This is a genomic window from Paenibacillus sepulcri, assembly GCF_042647105.1.
GTDB lineage: Bacteria > Bacillota > Bacilli > Paenibacillales > Paenibacillaceae > Paenibacillus_Z > Paenibacillus_Z sepulcri.
On the sequence record NZ_JBHRUP010000001.1, the window covers coordinates 5,317,185 to 5,335,301 of the forward strand.

The 18,117-nt window shown below is 54.4% G+C and carries 13 protein-coding genes; all 13 read left to right on the forward strand.

Going from position 1 to position 18,117, the window contains the following annotated elements; translation table 11 throughout:
• The first annotated feature begins 66 nt into the window (after positions 1-66).
• The 13 genes from ACFOLF_RS23390 to ACFOLF_RS23450 all read left to right on the forward strand — a co-directional run bounded on the left by ACFOLF_RS23390 (position 67) and on the right by ACFOLF_RS23450 (position 18,082).
• A complete protein-coding gene (locus ACFOLF_RS23390) occupies positions 67-1,032 on the forward strand; it encodes a helix-turn-helix transcriptional regulator (protein WP_210038812.1) in 966 nt (321 codons plus the stop codon).
• A 68-nt stretch (positions 1,033-1,100) separates the two neighbouring features.
• A complete protein-coding gene (locus ACFOLF_RS23395) occupies positions 1,101-1,349 on the forward strand; it encodes a hypothetical protein (protein ID WP_210038813.1) in 249 nt (82 codons plus the stop codon).
• 7 nt (positions 1,350-1,356) lie between these two features.
• Positions 1,357-2,274 (forward strand): helix-turn-helix transcriptional regulator, encoded by a 918-nt coding sequence (locus ACFOLF_RS23400; protein WP_210038814.1) that lies wholly within the window; start codon positions 1,357-1,359, stop codon positions 2,272-2,274.
• A 68-nt stretch (positions 2,275-2,342) separates the two neighbouring features.
• Positions 2,343-2,504, forward strand: coding sequence for a hypothetical protein (locus ACFOLF_RS23405; RefSeq protein ID WP_210038815.1), 162 nt, complete (start codon positions 2,343-2,345; stop codon positions 2,502-2,504).
• Between the two features lie 429 nt (positions 2,505-2,933).
• Positions 2,934-4,856, forward strand: coding sequence for a threonine--tRNA ligase (thrS, locus tag ACFOLF_RS23410; RefSeq protein WP_379113521.1), 1,923 nt, complete (start codon positions 2,934-2,936; stop codon positions 4,854-4,856).
• A 602-nt stretch (positions 4,857-5,458) separates the two neighbouring features.
• Positions 5,459-7,786: a helix-turn-helix domain-containing protein gene (locus ACFOLF_RS23415; RefSeq protein WP_210038816.1), complete on the forward strand. Its 2,328-nt coding sequence runs from the start codon at positions 5,459-5,461 to the stop codon at positions 7,784-7,786.
• A gap of 560 nt (positions 7,787-8,346) precedes the next feature.
• A complete protein-coding gene (locus ACFOLF_RS23420) occupies positions 8,347-9,276 on the forward strand; it encodes an ABC transporter permease (RefSeq protein ID WP_210038817.1) in 930 nt (309 codons plus the stop codon).
• A gap of 22 nt (positions 9,277-9,298) precedes the next feature.
• Complete coding sequence (locus tag ACFOLF_RS23425) at positions 9,299-10,186, forward strand: carbohydrate ABC transporter permease (RefSeq protein WP_210038818.1); 888 nt, start codon at positions 9,299-9,301, stop codon at positions 10,184-10,186.
• A gap of 96 nt (positions 10,187-10,282) precedes the next feature.
• Positions 10,283-11,824: an ABC transporter substrate-binding protein gene (locus ACFOLF_RS23430; protein ID WP_210038819.1), complete on the forward strand. Its 1,542-nt coding sequence runs from the start codon at positions 10,283-10,285 to the stop codon at positions 11,822-11,824.
• Positions 11,825-11,851: 27 nt separating this feature from the next.
• Entirely contained in the window at positions 11,852-13,771 is a 1,920-nt protein-coding gene (locus ACFOLF_RS23435; RefSeq protein WP_210038820.1) for a hypothetical protein, read from the forward strand.
• Between the two features lie 560 nt (positions 13,772-14,331).
• A complete protein-coding gene (locus ACFOLF_RS23440) occupies positions 14,332-15,237 on the forward strand; it encodes an aldo/keto reductase (RefSeq protein ID WP_210038821.1) in 906 nt (301 codons plus the stop codon).
• A 117-nt stretch (positions 15,238-15,354) separates the two neighbouring features.
• A complete protein-coding gene (locus tag ACFOLF_RS23445) occupies positions 15,355-17,238 on the forward strand; it encodes a heparinase II/III family protein (protein WP_210038822.1) in 1,884 nt (627 codons plus the stop codon).
• Between the two features lie 19 nt (positions 17,239-17,257).
• Positions 17,258-18,082, forward strand: a complete 825-nt coding sequence (locus tag ACFOLF_RS23450; RefSeq protein ID WP_210038823.1) for an amidohydrolase family protein — start codon at positions 17,258-17,260, stop codon at positions 18,080-18,082.
• The last annotated feature ends 35 nt before the right edge of the window (positions 18,083-18,117 follow it).

Below are 18,117 nucleotides of genomic sequence, written 5' to 3' on the forward strand. Positions count from 1 at the left end.
TTAGCATGCAATTCTTGACACCTTATGTCAGTGATAGATAAGATAAAGGAAAAAGAGGGTTGAACCATGCGCGCAGACCGGCTCATATCCATTTTGATGCTCATACAGACCAGGGGCAGGATAACCGCGACGGAGCTTGCCCGGCTTCTGGAGGTGTCGGAACGCACCATATATCGTGATATCGATGCGCTCAGCACGTCAGGATTTCCGATTTATGCCGATCCCGGAGTCGGCGGCGGCTTCTCATTGCCTGCAGATTACCAGACCCGGATCGACGGATTGACCACTCCGGAAATTCACGCGCTGTTCCTTAGCGTGATGGATACGCCTTTGCGGCAATTGGGGATTGGCGAATCTCTTCGATCCGCCCTGCTGAAGCTGCTCAATGCGCTGCCTAACCAAAACCGGCAGGATGCGGAATGGATCCGCAACCGTATCTATCTTGACACGGATTTGTGGCATCCCCGCAAAGATAATGCGGCTTTCATCAGAAGCGCGCAGCTGGCCATCTGGGAGGAGAAACAGGCCGTCGTGTCCTATACAACGCGTGCCGGCAATGAAATTACGCGAACAATCAAGCCGTACGGTCTGGTTGCAAAATCGGGCATCTGGTTTATAATCGGCGGGGCGGGGGACAAAACGCAAGCGTACCGCTTATCGCGGATTCGTTCGTTTCAAATGACAGATGAGCCGTTCAGCCGCCCCGAAGGGTTCGATCTGCAAGTCTCGTGGCAGGAGTGGGTTGCCCGTTTCGAATCAAGGGAGGCTTCCTATCCGGTGGTTGTGGAGGTTGCCGAGGCTGCGATTCCGTTCTTGTCCCGGGAGGTGGGAGTGGATGTCCTGCAGCAGGGTGGGCAGTCCCATTCCTCCATACGGTCCGGCTGGAAGAGGTTCACATTGTCTTTTGAGAACGAGACTGCCGCCCGAGGACGTATGTTCGCGCTGGGCTTGCAGGTGGAGGTCATTCACCCGGCGGAGCTCAGGCAGAGCCTCCGGGACCATGCGGCAGAGATACTGAGGATTTATTCTTAATGGCTTCCGGTCACGACTAGCAAATCATACAATTCGTCGCAAAATTTAACGCTGGGGGTTGTTTGTCTTTGCATATTGGCGTAGATTTAGACAACACAGTTCTTGATGCCACTTCCAGGGTAGATGTGCTGATTGATGATGGTCCTCATTATGCGGAGGAATTTGCTCTTGCAAACAAGCCGGTTATTTTATACGAACAGCCTTATAATTCGTCCGTTACTAATGACCTGGTATTGCGCGCTGCAGATTGGATTGAAGTAAAACAGCATATTGACAGCCTGGAATCCAAATATGCGCATACCGGACAAAGGCGGTGATCCATTCATGAAGCTGGAGAGGCTGATATCCATTACATATGCGCTGCTGAACAACGAGGTGGTCTCGGCTTCGGAATTGGCGGACAAATACGGCGTTTCGCAAAGGACCATTTACCGGGACATAGAGGCTATCTGCGCGGCAGGCATCCCCGTCGTATCCTATCAGGGCGTGAACGGCGGGTATGGGATCATTAAAGAATACAAGATGGACAAAAGCCTGCTCGGTTCCGACGATATCGCCTCCTTGATCACCCTTCTAAACAGTACGGCAACCGTATTCCAGGATGAGCGGGCACAACAGACGATTCATCGGCTGAAGACCGTTCAGAGCAAGAATAGCCGTACTCCGAGCCTGACGATGGATCTGGGAAGCTGGAGGGCCTACAATGAAATTCTCCGAACTCTGCGTTCAGCGATTAACGCCGGCCAGCTTGTCCGATTTTATTATATGAGTGCCAAGGATGAGCGTATGGAGCGGACCGTTGAGCCTGTCAGCCTGCTGCTGAAATACGATTCCTGGTATTTATACGGATTCTGCCGTTCGCGCAGCGACTATCGGGTTTTCAAGCTGACGAGAATGTCGGAGCTTGCTGCCCTGCCGGAATTGTTCGAACGCCGTCACAACGTTCCCACCGAAGATATTTTCTCCGGCGGCGGAGATGTTCAGGAGCAGGTCGAGTATGCGGTCATCCATTTCTCGGCAGGCCCGCTCGCCAGGGTGCTGGATGAATTTTATCTGGACGAGAAAAGGTTCAATGAAGACGGCACGCTTACGCTGACGATTGCCCAGTCTATCGATACCGATTGGCTGATGGAAAGGCTGCTGAGCTTCGGCGAGGATGTGGTCGTTCTCGAACCGCCCTCACTGAGGCGCCGGATGAAAAAGAAAATTGAAAATATGTTAGCCCGATATGATGAAGTATGACACTCTGTTGTCATACTTTTTTATTTATAATGAGCTCAAATACGATTAACGGAAGGAAAGTGGAGCTGATGATCAATCATCCCTTTTTCTATGAAGAACAGATGAAACTGCATAATCGTGAGCTCAAAAAAATCGATAGCAATGCCTGGATGTGGATTGAAACGAAGCGGAAGCGGTCCATGAGACTTCTATCTTCAGTGATTGCCCTGATCGGTCTGAAAAGCGTATAACCTGCATGACCGCATATTTTGAGAACATCGTTTGAGTTTGTGCTTGACCGCGTATCGCCAATTCATTATACTGTGGGAAATTGAATATGAGGCGATAATCAAAGACATGGTTCAACGTAACGGACTGTCCAGAGAAGGAGTCAAGGCTGAGAGCTCCCCGGTGACCGGATGTGGAATTACCCCTTTGTAGCCGTGGCATCGAACCCGCTGCGAATGACAGCAGCCGTTAGTAGACGAGACCGAATCATCCCCGTTACCGGATGTTTCAATGAGGATCCTGCCTGTCTAAGCAGCGCATATGACGCGGCTTGAGGCGGATCGAATGAGGGTGGAACCACGAGCTTGAACGCACTCGTCCCTTTCCAGGGATGGAGGCGTTTTTTTGCGTTCACATAAACGAAAATACCGGAGAAAAGGAGGAGAAGGACAATGGCAATGAAGCGGGTTCAAGTAAGAATGCAGGATGGAAAAATACGAGAGGTGGAGCAGGGAACCACGGCTCTGCAGGTTGCCGAGGCGATCAGCGCGAGCTTGCGGAAAAGCGCCGCGTGCGCCCGGGTAGACGGCCGGCTTGTCGATCTGGACACAGCGCTTGTCGAAGACTGCGCTCTGGAAATTGTCACACTGGCAAGCGAGGACGGCCTGGCTGTCTACCGGCACAGCACAGCCCATCTGATGGCCCAGGCCATCAGGCGCTTATATGGGCAGGAAGCGGTAAAGCTGGGCATCGGGCCGGTCATTCAAGACGGCTTCTATTACGACATGGATTTGGCGAAGCCGCTTTCCGTCGATGAACTGGGACCCATCGAGGAAGAGATGAAGCGGATCGCGCAGGAGGATCTGCCGATTACCCGGCGGGAAGTATCAAGGACCGAAGCGCTGCGGATTTTCGGAGAGCTTGATGATCCGTACAAGCTGGAGCTGATTCGCGATTTGCCGGAGGCTGCCGTCATTTCGATCTATGATCAGGGTGAATTTTTCGATCTGTGCCGGGGCCCGCATCTGCCATCAACAGGCCTGATCCGTGCCTTCAAGCTGCAGAGCGTGGCTGGCGCCTATTGGCGGGGCGACTCCAGCAAGAGCGTCCTCCAGCGGGTGTACGGAACAGCTTTTGTGAAGAAAACGGAGCTTGACGAGCATCTGCAGCGGCTGGAGGAAGCGAAGAAACGCGATCACCGCAAGCTTGGCAGAGAGCTGGAATTGTTCATGTTTTCCGAGGAGGCTCCGGGAATGCCGTTTTATTTGCCGAACGGGATGATTATCCGTAACGAGCTGGAGGAATTCTCGCGCAGGCAGCAGCGGCAGGAAGGCTACGAGGAGGTCCGTACGCCGCTCATGATGAATCAGCGGCTGTGGGAGGAATCCGGCCACTGGGACCATTACCATGAGAATATGTATTTTACCGAGGTGGACGAAACAAGATTCGCGCTCAAGCCGATGAACTGCCCGGGACATATGCTGATCTTCAAAAACGCCCTGCGCTCCTATCGGGAGCTTCCCATCCGGATCTCCGAATTCGGACAGGTGCACCGTCACGAGTTCTCGGGAGCTTTGAATGGAATGATGCGGGTGCGGACGTTCTGCCAGGATGACGCGCATCTGTTTGTGCGGCCCGACCAGATTGCGGAAGAAATAAATGCCGTTCTTGCTTTGATTGACCGCTTCTACAGGGTGTTCGGGTTCGATTACAGGCTGGAGCTGTCGACAAGACCGGAGGACTCCATGGGTTCTGCCGAGCTGTGGGAAGCAGCGGAATCAGCCCTGCGCAATGTGCTCGAGGATCGTGGAATCCAGTACCGGCTGAATGAAGGCGACGGGGCTTTCTACGGGCCGAAAATCGATTTTCATATTCTGGATGCGCTTGGGCGCAGCTGGCAGTGCGCCACGGTTCAGCTGGATTTTCAGATGCCGGAGAAATTCGATCTGAGCTACATCGGGGATGATAACCAGAAGCATCGTCCGGTTGTCATTCACCGGGCTGTGTACGGCTCCATCGACCGCTTTATCGGCATTCTTACAGAGCATTACGCCGGGGCATTTCCGCTCTGGCTGGCTCCCGTACAGGTGAAGCTGCTGCCCGTATCCGATCCATTTTCAGATTATGCGGTAGAGGTAAAGCGGCAGCTTGAACGGTCGGGTATTCGTGCCCAGGCGGACCTGCGGAGCGAGAAGCTCGGGTACAAAATCCGGGAAGCGCAGCTGCAGAAGGTTCCTTATATGCTGGTGCTGGGCGAGCAGGAGCAGCAGACAGCCGCTGTGGCAGTCCGCAAGCGGGGAGAGGGCGACCTCGGCTCCATGAGCGTAGCGGAAGTAACGGAGCTGCTGCTCGGGGAGATTGCGGGCAGGCGTTAGCGGGCGGCCAAATGGAAGAGACATCGAGGCTCCCTCAATGCAGCAGAAGCAATGGCGCTGTTGCTCCCGGAAATCGCGGGCAAGGGTAGCGGCGGCCAATCGGAGGACACCGTTGCTCCGTCAAATTGGGTAGGGCAGCGGCACCGCTGTTTAGGGAGAACGCGGCAAGGGTATTCGGGGAACCGGCAAGTCCAAAAAAAACAGCCCATGCGGCAAGCCCCCGGCAGAGATTGTTGTCAGTTACAGCATATTCCTGATAAAAATTGAAGCTTAATAGTACAGCAGAAAGGCCGGATTATGCGGGTTCCATATCGCATAATCCGGCCTTTTTCAACTCTTTGGTATTAAGCTTCACTCTGAAAATGTCGATAAGGTCTGTGGGAAGAAGCATTTTTTGCCGCCAGAGGGCGGTGAAATCCGTTTCTTCTTGCATATTAAGAACGTATAACAGTTGGCGTCTACTTTTCTGAATTTTTTTATGTGAAGAAACTAACTTGACGCCATGTTCTCGCCGCCTATTCCGACAGATACACTCGTCCCGCAAACCTGCTTCGTGATATAATGGCGGCATTATCGCATACAAAAGAGGGAGGGGCATCCCCATGGGCTTGTTTGCGCTCTATCGTTCACGCAATTATTTCAAACGCATCTTCTTCACAACCATCCTGCTTATCGTGCCCCTGCTGCTGATCTTCTGCAGCGTCCTGTACGCCTTCTCGCGGAATACCGCCCTTGAGCTTCAGCAGGACGCCAACCACAAGGTTCTCAGCCAAATCAACTACAATATCGACAACCTGAATGAAATGGTTACGAATTTGACCGTATCCACCTTTAATGACCGCGATATCATCTCTTTATTGAACAGTCCTTCCCTCGATATGTTCCAATTCTATAATAAGCTGGAGAAGATGGACCGGATATTGATCTCCAATCCTTATCTCAGCTCCATTGCGATCTATAACAGCTCAAATAAATGCTATTATTCGACCACCTTTCTTTCGCCGATCAGCTGTGGGGCGAAGGAGCCTTATAATATTTTGAAAGCGTTTTTAGAAAAGAACCGGACGTTCCCCAAGCTTACGCTCCAGCCCATGACGGAAGAGGACGGGGCAGGCAAAGGCTCGGTATTATCGCTGCTGATCTACAGCTCGGCAGGCGACTATTCGTCCAGCCAGAGTATTCTGATGCTGAATGTGAAGTCCTCCTGGATGTTCGATAATATCCGCATGATCAACGAGTTGGGCGATAATTCGTCAGGTTATGCCTTCATTATCGATTCGCAGGGCAATCAATTCAGTCCCCGCGAGCAGGCGGCCCCGGACGACAGCATTATGCAGGAGCTCAATGGCAGGCTGCTGGATGTCGAGGCGCCCTCGGGTTATTTTATCGCCAAGACGGCGCAGGGCAAGCAAATCGTCAATTATCTCACCTCCAGGGTGAATGGCTGGAAGATCGTCAGTGTTCAGCCCTATGATGCCGTTTTTGGCAAAATCAATGCCATCGGGACGTTCTCCCTTGTGGTTCTGCTTTTATTTGTGGCGATTTCGCTGTTTGTTGCCGCATTTGCTTCAATAAAGCTGTACAAGCCGGTCGGCAAGCTGATGAATCAGCTGAATCTTCCGCCGACGCTTGACCGCGAGCGGGTGAGCGGCAGCAGGGACGAACTGGGCTATCTGTCCTTCGTCTATGAGGATATGCAGACGACCATGAGTCTTCTCCGCAACGACCGTGAAGCGAGCCGTGACGTGCGGCATCATTATTTTCTGAAGCGCTGGCTGATGGACAGTCCCGGCATATCCAGGAGCGAATATGAGGAGTACTGCCAGGATCGCGGGTTGGATGCCGACTCCACCTTTGTGCTTTGCCTGCTAAAGATTGACGATTACGCCAAATTCCGCGATTCCCGCAATGAACGGGAGCAGAAGCTGGTCAAATTCGCCGTGACCAACATCGTGGAAGAGATCATCGCTTCGCATGATGCCGATCCGGCGGTGGATATGGCAAGCGACCATCTGGTCCTGCTGATTCGCCATCCTCAGGTCGGAGCGCAGCCGGACTCCGCGCTGCTTGAGCGGCTTCGGCTGATCCAGGATACGGTCAGCGGTTATTACAAGCTCACGCTGACCATCGTCGTGGGCCAGCCTTTCAATGATTACAAGCAGCTGACGCAGCAGTATGAGCAGCTTCAATTTTATTCCCTGCACCGGATGGTCCTGGGCAAGCAGGCGTTGATTACGCCAGAGCTGTATGCGGCGGAAGCCGGCGAGGCAAACGAGCAGATCCCCCTTGATCTGGAGAAGCGTCTCTCTGAGAGCATCCGCAGCAATGATCTTCCTATGATGAAAGCCAGGCTGGATGATTGGATGTTGTGGATCAAGGGCCTTCATATTGAGCAGATCGATTTTGCTGTGCTGCAGGTTATTATGGTCATCCACCAAACCATCCGGGAGCTGAACATTCAGCATGTGCAGACCGTTATGAGCAAGCTGAAGCGCTATACGAACCTGATTCTGGAGCAGGAAACGCTGGAGGATATCCGAGAGCAGATCGAGCATGTTCTGGAAGAGCTGGTCAATGAGCGGAATCATGTCAAGACGGGCAAGCAGAATTTCCTGGTCGAGGCGGTCAAGGAGATTGTACAGCTGAATTATACCGATCCCAATTTAAGCCTGCAAAGCATAGCCGCTATCATGAAAATGTCCTCGGCCTACCTGGGCCGGTATTTCCGCAGCAGCGAATCTCTGTCCGTGGCTGATTATATGAACCAGGTGAGACTGGCGGTGGCGATGAAGCTGCTGGAGCAGGAGGAGGACAGCGTCATCGAGATCATGCATAAAGTGGGCTACAGCAGCGAGAGCAATTTCTTCAAGCTGTTCAAGAAAAATATCGGCATGACCCCGGGCGAATACCGCATCGCGCGGAGAGGGTAAGGGCAAGAGCGATTTGTAAGGAGGCGGGCCGGGCTGCCCCTGCCTAACGGCTGGCTTAATGCAGTATGACAGGCACCACTGGAATCGAATGCTGTTGGAATACCTGTGCAGGATTCCACGATTCCGGGGGTGCCTTTTTTATAGTACTCGGCAGCGCTCGCGAATATAAGAAAGGACAATTTTTCCTGGGGTAGCGGGCAGGCGGGGCCAGCTAGGGTGGGGCATGCAGTGGTGGAGCACGTCGGGTGAGCTGTAGTAAGGTTTTTCCGGCTTAGAGGGGTTCAACCCGAGGTCGACAGCAATGTGGCAGGTTGAACCACATGAGACATGAACCACATGAGACATAACGGCATAGCGCCCAGAGGCCATCGAACGGAGCGGCCGGAATTCCCTGCGGAAAGCCGCAAAAATCACATTTTAACAGTCATAGCCTGAATGAACAGTGCGAATTGAGCAGCCGTGAAGTGCGCAAATCGCAGTCGATGTATGAATTTAGCAGTGTTCAAGAGGCGGGCGGCAGCTTCATAATCGGAAGTAACACGTCAGAGAGGGGTGAGGCCATGAATTCCACCAGTCGGTTTCGCGCCGGATGGAGGCGCTGGAACAGGAACCGGCAGCTGTTCATTCTTACACTGCCGGCTCTTCTGTTCAAGCTCATCTTTAACTACCTTCCGCTAATCGGTTTGGTAATCGCTTTCAAAAACTACAATTACGCAAAAGGCCTGCTCGGGAGCGACTGGGTCGGATGGGACAACTTCAAGTTTTTCTTCACATCCGACAATGCCTTCCGCATTACCCGCAATACGATCCTGTATAATTCGGCCTTTATCGTGCTGACCATTCTGATTGCCGTCACGCTGGCCATTCTCATGAATGAAATCAACCGGCGTTGGCTGAAGCTGCATCAGACCGTGCTTATTCTGCCCTATTTTCTGTCCTGGGTGGTAATCAGCTACGTGACGCTTGGCTTCTTCGATCAGACGAGCGGTTACCTGAACGAGCTGCTCATCCGTTTCGGGGGCCACCCGGTCAAATGGTATCAGGAATCCCAATATTGGCCTTACATTCTGGTGCTGGTGAAGCTGTGGAAAATGGTCGGCTTCTCGACGCTGATTTACTACGCAGGCATCATCGGGATCGATACGAGTTATTACGAAGCGGCCCGCATCGACGGAGCGAACAAATGGCAGGTCATCACGCGGATTACCGTTCCGCTGCTCGTTCCCTTGATTGTGGTTCTGTTCATTGTGGATGTAGGCAATATCTTCCGCGCCGATTTCGGGCTGTTCTATTTTATTCCCAACGATACCAGCTTCCTGTACGGGACAACGGACGTTATCGATACGTATGTCTACCGCTCCCTGCGCGTTGTCGGCAACATCGGGATGTCCACGGCGATCGGCCTCTACCAGTCGGTTGTGGGGCTGGTGCTGGTGTTAGCGGCAAATGCACTGATCCGAAAAGTTAATTCAGACAACGCCTTATGGTAAGCGTTGGAGGAGGTGAGAATCCATGTCCAATACGGCTAGTGCAAAATCCGCGCAGCTGATCATTAATCTGTTCTTTCTCGTGCTGTCGGCGCTGATCGTCATTCCGCTGCTGCTCGTCATTTCCATCTCGATTTCCGACGAAAAATCGCTGTTGACGACCGGGTACCGGCTCATTCCCAGCCATATTAATTTCAGCGCCTACTCCATGATTCTCCAAAATCCCGGACAGCTGCTGCAGGCTTACGGCGTTACGATTCTGGTTACCGTGGTGGGATCTGTGGCGGGCTTGCTGCTGACCTCAATGGTTGCCTATTCCATCTCCCGGGCGGACTACAGCTACCGGCGGGCCACGACGCTGTATGTGTTCTTCACGCTGCTGTTCAGCGGCGGCCTGGTGCCGTTCTATATTCTCGTGACCCAATATCTGGGCATCAAGGATTCCATCTGGGCCCTGATCATCCCTTATCTGATCAATCCGTTCTACGTGCTGATTATGAAAGGATTCATGGAGAAGCTTCCGGGTGAAATTTATGAGTCGGCAAAGATGGACGGAGCCAGCGAATACCGCATTTTTTTCAAAATCGTGCTGCCCTTGTCCACGCCGGCGCTGGCTACGGTCGGTTTGTTCATCTCCTTCGCCTATTGGAACGACTGGTGGCTGGGGCTCCTGTTCATCGACAACCAGAAGCTGGTTCCGCTGCAGCTGCTGCTGTACCGGATTATGAATACGATTGATTATTTGTCCAATAATATCGACAGGGTGAATGTCCAAATCGACATGACACAGTTTCCGAAGCTGTCCGCCCGCATGGCGATGGCCGTTCTGGCAGCCGGACCGATGATGTTCGTGTTCCCTTTTTTTCAGCGGTATTTTGTAAGCGGACTCACGGTTGGTTCCGTCAAAGGTTAATCCGGTTCATCCGCTTCCGCACGGCCAAGGCCGGACGGACTGTGACACATACAGCTTCAAAGAAGAGATGAATAGAAAACGGGAGGTTATAAGAAGATGACAAAGGCGAAAAACAAAGTGCTCATGGTCATGCTCGGCTTGATGGTTCTGGTTCTTTCCGCTTGCGGTTCCAACACCGGCAATAATGACGCGAATGACGCGGCCGGCAGTACAAACACCCCGAACTCCGGGGCAGCCGGCGAAACGGCTGATAATGGCGCCGATACGTCCAAGGAAGTGGAGCTGACCTGGTATTTCCCGGTTTCGGCAGTTCCCGCCGCTATGGATAAGGTCGCTGCGGAAGCGAACAAAATCATCAAGGAAAAAATCAACGCGACTGTCAAATTCATGCCGGTGGCGTTCGGGGATTACACGCAGAAGATGAACACTGTGGTCGCATCCGGGGAGAAAACGGATTTGATCTGGACCTCCAACTGGAATTTTGACTATGTGCAAAATCAGGGCAAGGGCGCATTCCTTCCGCTCAATGAGCTGATTGACAACTATGCGCCGGACGTTAAGGCCAGCATGCCGGATTTTGTCTGGAAGGCGACTGAAATTGACGGGCAAATATACGGCGTGCCCAATTACCAAACGGTAACGAACCGCGAAGGCTTCCTTATTCAGAAGCGCTATATCGACAAGCTGGGCATAGATATCAGCACGCTCAAGAAGCCTTCCGATCTGACGCCGATTCTGGAGAAAATCCATGCGGACGACAGCTCCGTCATCCCGATGGGCATGGACAACAAAGGGAAATTCGGCAATATGAACCGCACCTACAATATGGAAAATGTCATCACGAATATTGCGGTCATCGATCTGAATGACCCGGGCAAAATCATCAATATGTATGAGACGCCGCAGTACGAGGAATATTTGGCCATGGTGCAGGACTGGTTTGAGAAAGGCTATATTAATCAGGACGCGGCAACGCTCAAGAACGCAGCCAATATGAATCTGACCGGCAATGTCATCACTTCCTATCATAATGTGCTGAAGCCGGGCGGAGAAGCGGAATCGAAGGTTCAGATGGGCGGTCAGGATATGGTTTATGTTCCTGTGACCGATGTATACACCGGCACAAACACGATTATTACGACAATGTCGGCGGTCAGCCGGACGTCCGAGAATCCCGAGCGGGCCATGCAGCTGATTAATCTGGTCAATACGGATAAAGAGTTATATAATCTGCTCATCTACGGAATTGAAGGCACGAACTACACGAAAACGGCGGACGACAAGGTCAAGCTGATTCCGGACAGCGGCTATGCTCTCAGCGATTGGGTACTCGGCAATGTATTCAACGGCTATGTGCTGGACGGCAAGGATCCTGAGGTTGCGAAGCAGACAAAGGCAGAGAACGAATCCGCGAAGCCTTCGCCAATTATGGGCTTCAAATTCAAATCCGATGCGGTCATGTCGCAAATTGCCAACGTCACCTCCGTGGTTGACGAGTATTCCCCCGGCCTGAATACAGGAGTCATCAGCGCGGCGGATAAGCTGGCCGAATTCCGCGACAAGCTGAAGCAGGCGGGCATTGACGAAATTATTGCAGAAGCGCAGAAGCAGCTCGACGCCTGGAAGGCTTCACAGTAAGGAAACGAAAAGGAGCGAACTTAACCTATGCCATTATCGGGAGAACGGGCGGAAATGCCCATCCTGCAGGCGGACACCCTATGGGCGCCTCCACAATGGGCGCTGACGGAGCGGCTGCTGATCGATACGCTGAACGAGGCGGCATCGGAATTCGTTGCCCGCTACACACGTCCGGACGGAACGCTGATCTGGCGGGACAATTGGCCCGGAATGGATGGATCGGACGATCCTTATGAAGCGTTCATGTATCTGTCTCTGCTCTACACAATTGGCGGGAGCGAGGAGGTCAAGCGGCTTTCCGGCTTCATGTGGGAAGCGCTTACCTGGCAGTGGACCGCGTATGGCCAGATTCATAATGAGTTTGACGGTTATTATGACTGGATGCATCATGGCGAAGGCTATTTATACTTTTATTTTCTGGGCATGAGCGACCCGGAGTCTCTGAAGAACAGGCAGCGGACCGTAAAATTCGCAGCCATGTATACCGGCGACGATCCTGCGGCTCCCAACTATGATAAGGAACTAAGGCTTATCCGCTCGCCGATTACGGGAAGCCGCGGTCCCCGGTTCGACATGACGGAGGAAGACTGGATCACTCACCGTGGGGTGCTGGATCATTATCCGGCTCCCTTCGAGGATCTGGATGGCGTCGATTACGCCAGCGGCACCTGCCGCTGGTCCGACGATCTGATCTACAGGCAAATCATCCAGCGGATGAACGAACGCAAGGCCAAAGGCGACGTGCCGTTGAACCTGAACGCAACGGGATTGATCACCCACGCCTTCCTGTTCACCGGGGATGAAGCCTATCGCATGTGGGTGCTGGGCTATCTGGATGCCTGGAGAGAGCGGACTGCCAGTAACGGGGGGCTGACGCCTGATAACGTTGGTCTGAGCGGGAAGATCGGCGAATACAACGATGGAAAATGGTGGGGAGGCTACTATGGGTGGCGGTGGCCGCACGGCTTCCTGACGATTATCGAGCCGATGATCAATGCGTCGATGAACGCGCTGCTGCTGACAGGCGACAAAAGCCAGCTGGATCTTGCAAGAAGCCAGCTGGATATGAACTGGAGTCTGGGCAAGGAGGATCAGGAGGGACGCTGGGTCACGCCGAACAAGCATACGGATGCCGGATGGACGGATTACCGTATACCCAATGCCGTGTATCCCATTCATCTGTGGAGCGTATCCATGAGCGAAGAGGATCTGCAGCGCGTCCGGCGCATTGCCATTCCGGAGTTTCTGAGACAAATCGATATTCCCGTCGTATCGGGGCGAAATCCGGATTCAGGCAAGGAAACGAAGCATTTCATCGGCAATCTGATTCCGTGGTTCCTGTTCATGCAGGGCGAATTTCCGGAATATCCCCAGCGCATTCTGGACGCCAATTACCGCCTGATCGCACAGCAATTGGGCAAAATGCGCTCAGAGGCGGGAGATCCCGCCAATTGGGACTGGGAAGATATTAACGGCATCCACACCTGGCAGGAAATGTGCCCGGTCTATATGGAATCGCTTGTACAGCTGACCTTCGGCGCGCCTGCGCATATTTCCCATGGCGGGCTGCAGCATGCCCGCATCCGTTATTATGACGGCCTGGGCAGGCGGCCGGGACTGCCTGAATCGGTCGGCGCTCTGATCGACCGTATATCCGAGACATCCGTTACGCTGACGCTGGTCAATTTAAGCCTGTTCGAGGAAAAGGAAGTTATTTTGCAGGGAGGAAGCTTCGGGGAGCATGCGTTCCGCAAGGCTGAGCTGTATGACGAGGCAGGCAGCAGGACAGGCAGCGCCGACGCGTCCGGCAAGTGGCTGCTGGTCAGGCTGGGCAGGGGCGCAGGCGTCAAATTGGAGCTGCAGATGGACCGCTATGTGAATGCGCCTTCCTATGAAACGCCCTGGCAGCAGGCGGACAGCACGCTCATGCTGCGAGGCAGGACTTAGAAGTCCGGTGATTGTCTGACGGTGCGTGCGGGAACGGCCGGAGAAACGCAAGCTTTGTGTGAGGGGGCGGCTGCGTAAGCAGCCGTATACCACAGCATTGCCGACAAGTGCTGCAGGCGGAAAACCCGTTTTGCAGCTCTCCGCGGATATCAAGTAGACGACGTTCTCGTCTGCGCAGCCGGATTTTTTCAGGGGAAGAAACGGGGTCTGCCGTCTGAGAGCGGCGAAGCTTTTTGAAATATATGGAAGTATATCATTTCATCTATTCTTTGCTTATATGTCTGAGGAATGAAACTTGCTGCGCCGCCAATAGGACGGCGAACGGCCGTTTCTTCTTGAAAATCAGAACGTATAAAATTTGGCCTCACTTTTTCTGATAATTGTGAGGAAGAAACTAACTTTACCGCCAGGGACGGCGATAGCCGTTACTTCTTGCCAGAATGCATAAGTATCACATTTATCCATTACTAGTGGGTCCAATGGAAGTAATTTACGCTGCCGCAAAGGACGGCATTAGCCGTTTCTGCTTGCGGGGGCTGATAAAGCAAGGAGGGAACGAAATGCAGTATACGACGCTGGGCCAAACCGGCATCCGGGTGTCGAAGCTCGGTCTTGGCGGCGCCCCCCTGGGCGGCGACTTCGGCGCAACTACGGATGAAGAGATAGAGCGCGTCGTTCACACGGCGCTTGATTCCGGCATTAATTTCATCGATACCGCTCCCCTGTACGGCAACGGGCAAAGCGAGCTGCGTATCGGGCGCGCGCTGAAGGGAAGACGCGCCGATACGGTGCTGGCAACCAAAGCCGTGAGGCGCGATCAGGCCTATACGTACGAGAATACCCTAAGCTGCTTCGAGGACAGCCTCCGCCGCCTGCAAACCGATTATATCGATCTCATTCAGCTGCATGAGCTGGAGCGGACGACCTTCGAGGAAGCGATGAACGGGACCGTCGCGGCTTTCCTGAAGCTGAAGGAGGAGGGCAAGGTGCGGGCGATCGGCGTCAATGCCGGCAAGCCCGAGCTGCTGCTGCCCTTCATTGCTACGGGGAAGATTGACATGGTGCAAAATTACGGCCGCTACATGCTGATCGATTTCTCGTCGAAGGACACGCTGCACCCCTTCGCCAGAGAACATGGAGTCGGCATTATCAACGGGAGCGTGCTGGGCATGGGACTGCTCGCAGATTCACCCGCTCCCTTCCTTCAGGGCCGGGAATTGCTTGAAGAGGCGGAGCGGCGCAAGGCGCATCTGGACTTTCTGCGCAGGCCCGGACCGAAGGGCCTGATCGAGCCGGCCATGCGCTTCAGCCTGACCTGTCCGGACATTGCGGTTACGCTGACGGGTACGAGCTCCGTGCAGTCGCTGCTTAAGAACATCAGCTATTGCGACGGGCAAGGGCTGCCGGAAGCGGAGCTTGCCCGTTTGTATGAGTTGTTTGGTGGGCTCCCGCCCGTCTTTGGCTGACAAGAGCCGGAACGAAGCCAGGAACCGGCGCCTATACAAGGCCTCCGGCATCGCCGGGAGCGAGGCGCGCTGCAGCAAGTAAATCAGAATGGTTAAGGAAGGCGATGAGCTTAAGCCATGGGCATCGATCAACTGACACTTCGCGAGCTGAAGACGGCGCTTGAAGAAGCGGACAGGGACGGTTATACTTTGTTCCCCGAATCATTAGCGGCCGATAACTGGAAGAAAAGCGCGGCTAAGCCGCTGTTTGCCCCTTTATGGGCGCAGGTGCGGGAGAAGGGCGCGTACTACGCGGCCAATCAGCCCGAGGTGCTGCCGTTCTCCGAATTTATCCTCTTCGGGAAGACGGGGGACCGGCAGACCTTCGAGGCCAAAATATTTGACAGGAGGATGCGCCTTACCGTGCTTTCCCTGCTTCGGCTGACAGACGGCCCAGGCGAATGGGATACGCCGCTTGAAGATTGCCTGTGGGCGATTTGCGAGGAATCGACATGGGTGTTCCCGGCGCATGTGGGGGTATACCGCAACGCGTACCCGGACGATATTTGGGACCGCGAAATTCCGCCGCGCGAATCGGTGGATTTGTTCGCTGCGATTACCGGCTTCGCGCTTGCCGAAATCCTGGCTCTGCTCGGAGATACGCTGCATCCCTGGATTCGAAACCGGATCCGCAAGGAGCTGGACAGCCGCATCTTCGGCCCGTTCTTCCGAGATCCGGCGCCGCATACCTGGGAGCTGAAGACCAACAATTGGCCTGCTGTATGCGCAGCCGGTATCGGCGCGTGCGCTATCTATGAAGAACGTGACAGCGAGCGGCTGTCGGGCATGCTGTGGCGGATTATTGACTCGATGAGGAACCATCTGAGCGGCTTCGACGAGGAAGGAGCAACGGCGGAAGGCGTAGCCTATTGGCAGTTCGGCTTCGGGTTCTATGTCTACTTTGCGGAGCTGCTGCGTGAGCGGACGGGAGGACGGATTGATCTCCTTGAGGGCGATAAGATCGGACGGATCGTCACTTTTCCGAATGCCTGCCTGCTCTCCGGCAGCAAGGTCGTCAATTTCTCCGATTCGGTGGAGCGGATTGATTTTAATCTGGGCTTGTTTGCGCGGCTGCATTCACGTTTCAGTAATGTCGAGGTGCCGCAGCAGCAGCCTGAGGCCAATCAGCTGTTCACTTATTGGGCCAATACGAGCAGGCTGATGATGTGGACATTGGACGGCGGAGATGCGGCCGAGGCGGCTTCCACAGCTGAAGCTTCGTCCAGCTCGGCTGGCGGCGAGCCGGTCCATGAGGATTATTATTTCAAGGGCCACCAATGGGCGATCTCCAAAAGCCGCAGCGGGGATGGTTTCATTGCCTTCGCCGCGAAGGGAGGCAGCAACGGGGAGCCGCATAACCACAACGATCTGGGGCACTTTCTGCTGCATGTGAATGGCGTCAGCGTGCTGGCTGACCCGGGAGCCGGCCATTATACGCGGCAATATTTTCAGCCCGGAATCCGGTACGAGACGCTGACCGCCGGATCGCACGGGCATTCAGTACCAATTATTGGGGGCAGAAGGCAGTCTGCGGGCAAAGAGTACCGGGTGGAGGTCATCCATTATGCACGCACGGAGGAAGAGGTTGGCTTTGATCTGGATTTAACCGGAGCCTATGACTGTCCAGGCTTGGCAGGGCTGACGCGCCGTTTCCGCTGGAAGCGATCAGCATCGGGAGCTTTCGAGCTGATGGTAGCGGACTCCCTGCGGTTTGAAGGACAACCGCAATCGGTGGTCGAAGTCTTTATTTCATCGGTTGAGCCGCTGCGGCCGGAGACAGGTACGCTGCTGCTTGGGCCCGTGGAGATGAATTATCAACCGGGGGCTTTTGAGCTGGAAATCGACCCGCAGACGGCCAAAGGGCTGAATGGGGAAGAGCGTGTCTTCTACCGCATTCTTTTGACGGCAATCAGGCCAGATCTGCATGTTGAGAGTGAAGTACGGTTTAAATGGCGGGTGTAATTCGGAAAGGGGTAATCGCATGTATGTAGACAGCCATGTCCATATGTGGGAGCTGGCACGCGGGGATTATACTTGGATTAAACCGGATACTCCGGTGATTGCGCGGGACTTCATTCCGGAAGAGCTGCTGCCTGCGTTGGAGCGTAATCATGTCGATTCGGTAATCCTTGTTCAGGCTGCGGCGACCACTGCGGAGACAGATTACATGCTGGCGCTTGCGGAGAAGGTTCCGTGGATCGCGGGGGTGGTAGGCGGGATGAGCCTGCTAGCGGACGATTTTGAGCAGGATTACGTCAGGCTGAGGGAGAACCGCCGTTTTGCCGGGATCCGCATCAACGGAGGCGATATTCCGGAGGCCGGAAGCAGCGCCGAGAGCCTGCTGCTGTCCAGGCTTTCCCGCCTGCAGTCGGACGGGCTGACGCTGGATATGCTGGTGACTGCCGTGCACTTGGGAGCTGCCGCCAAGTTACTGTCGAAGCTGCCGGATCTGAAGGCCGTCATCAATCATCTGGGCATTCCGGGCGTGAAGGATGAAGCCTGGGAGCCATGGAGCACGGGAGTCTCGCTGCTGGCGCAGCTTCCTGGCACCGCTTTCAAAATCTCCGGGATGCTGACCCAGGCGGGAGGGTTCTATCCGGAGCTTCTCTACCGCTATGTTCATCATCTGTGCGGGGCGGTCGGTCCCAAGCGGGTAATGTTCGGAAGCGACTGGCCTGTTGCGCTGCTCGGGGGCACTTATGACGAAGCAGTAGAATTTTTCGAGAAGGTGCTGCCGTCTGAATGGAGCGAGCCGGAGCGGAAGCTTGCGCGAAGCCTCAATGCCAGGCGCATCTATGGCGTGTGAAGGCCGGTGGCGGGAGCGCAAGAGATGACGGAACA

Excerpts from the sequence above, each read along its gene's own strand:
- ACFOLF_RS23390 (WP_210038812.1), top strand. The coding sequence starts at position 67 with ATGCGCGCAGACCGGCTCATATCCATTTTGATGCTCATACAGACCAGG.
- ACFOLF_RS23400 (WP_210038814.1), top strand. The coding sequence starts at position 1,357 with ATGAAGCTGGAGAGGCTGATATCCATTACATATGCGCTGCTGAACAAC.
- ACFOLF_RS23405 (WP_210038815.1), top strand. The coding sequence starts at position 2,343 with ATGATCAATCATCCCTTTTTCTATGAAGAACAGATGAAACTGCATAAT.
- thrS (WP_379113521.1), top strand. The coding sequence starts at position 2,934 with ATGGCAATGAAGCGGGTTCAAGTAAGAATGCAGGATGGAAAAATACGA.
- ACFOLF_RS23415 (WP_210038816.1), top strand. The coding sequence starts at position 5,459 with ATGGGCTTGTTTGCGCTCTATCGTTCACGCAATTATTTCAAACGCATC.
- ACFOLF_RS23420 (WP_210038817.1), top strand. The coding sequence starts at position 8,347 with ATGAATTCCACCAGTCGGTTTCGCGCCGGATGGAGGCGCTGGAACAGG.
- ACFOLF_RS23425 (WP_210038818.1), top strand. The coding sequence starts at position 9,299 with ATGTCCAATACGGCTAGTGCAAAATCCGCGCAGCTGATCATTAATCTG.
- ACFOLF_RS23430 (WP_210038819.1), top strand. The coding sequence starts at position 10,283 with ATGACAAAGGCGAAAAACAAAGTGCTCATGGTCATGCTCGGCTTGATG.
- ACFOLF_RS23435 (WP_210038820.1), top strand. The coding sequence starts at position 11,852 with ATGCCATTATCGGGAGAACGGGCGGAAATGCCCATCCTGCAGGCGGAC.
- ACFOLF_RS23440 (WP_210038821.1), top strand. The coding sequence starts at position 14,332 with ATGCAGTATACGACGCTGGGCCAAACCGGCATCCGGGTGTCGAAGCTC.
- ACFOLF_RS23445 (WP_210038822.1), top strand. The coding sequence starts at position 15,355 with ATGGGCATCGATCAACTGACACTTCGCGAGCTGAAGACGGCGCTTGAA.
- ACFOLF_RS23450 (WP_210038823.1), top strand. The coding sequence starts at position 17,258 with ATGTATGTAGACAGCCATGTCCATATGTGGGAGCTGGCACGCGGGGAT.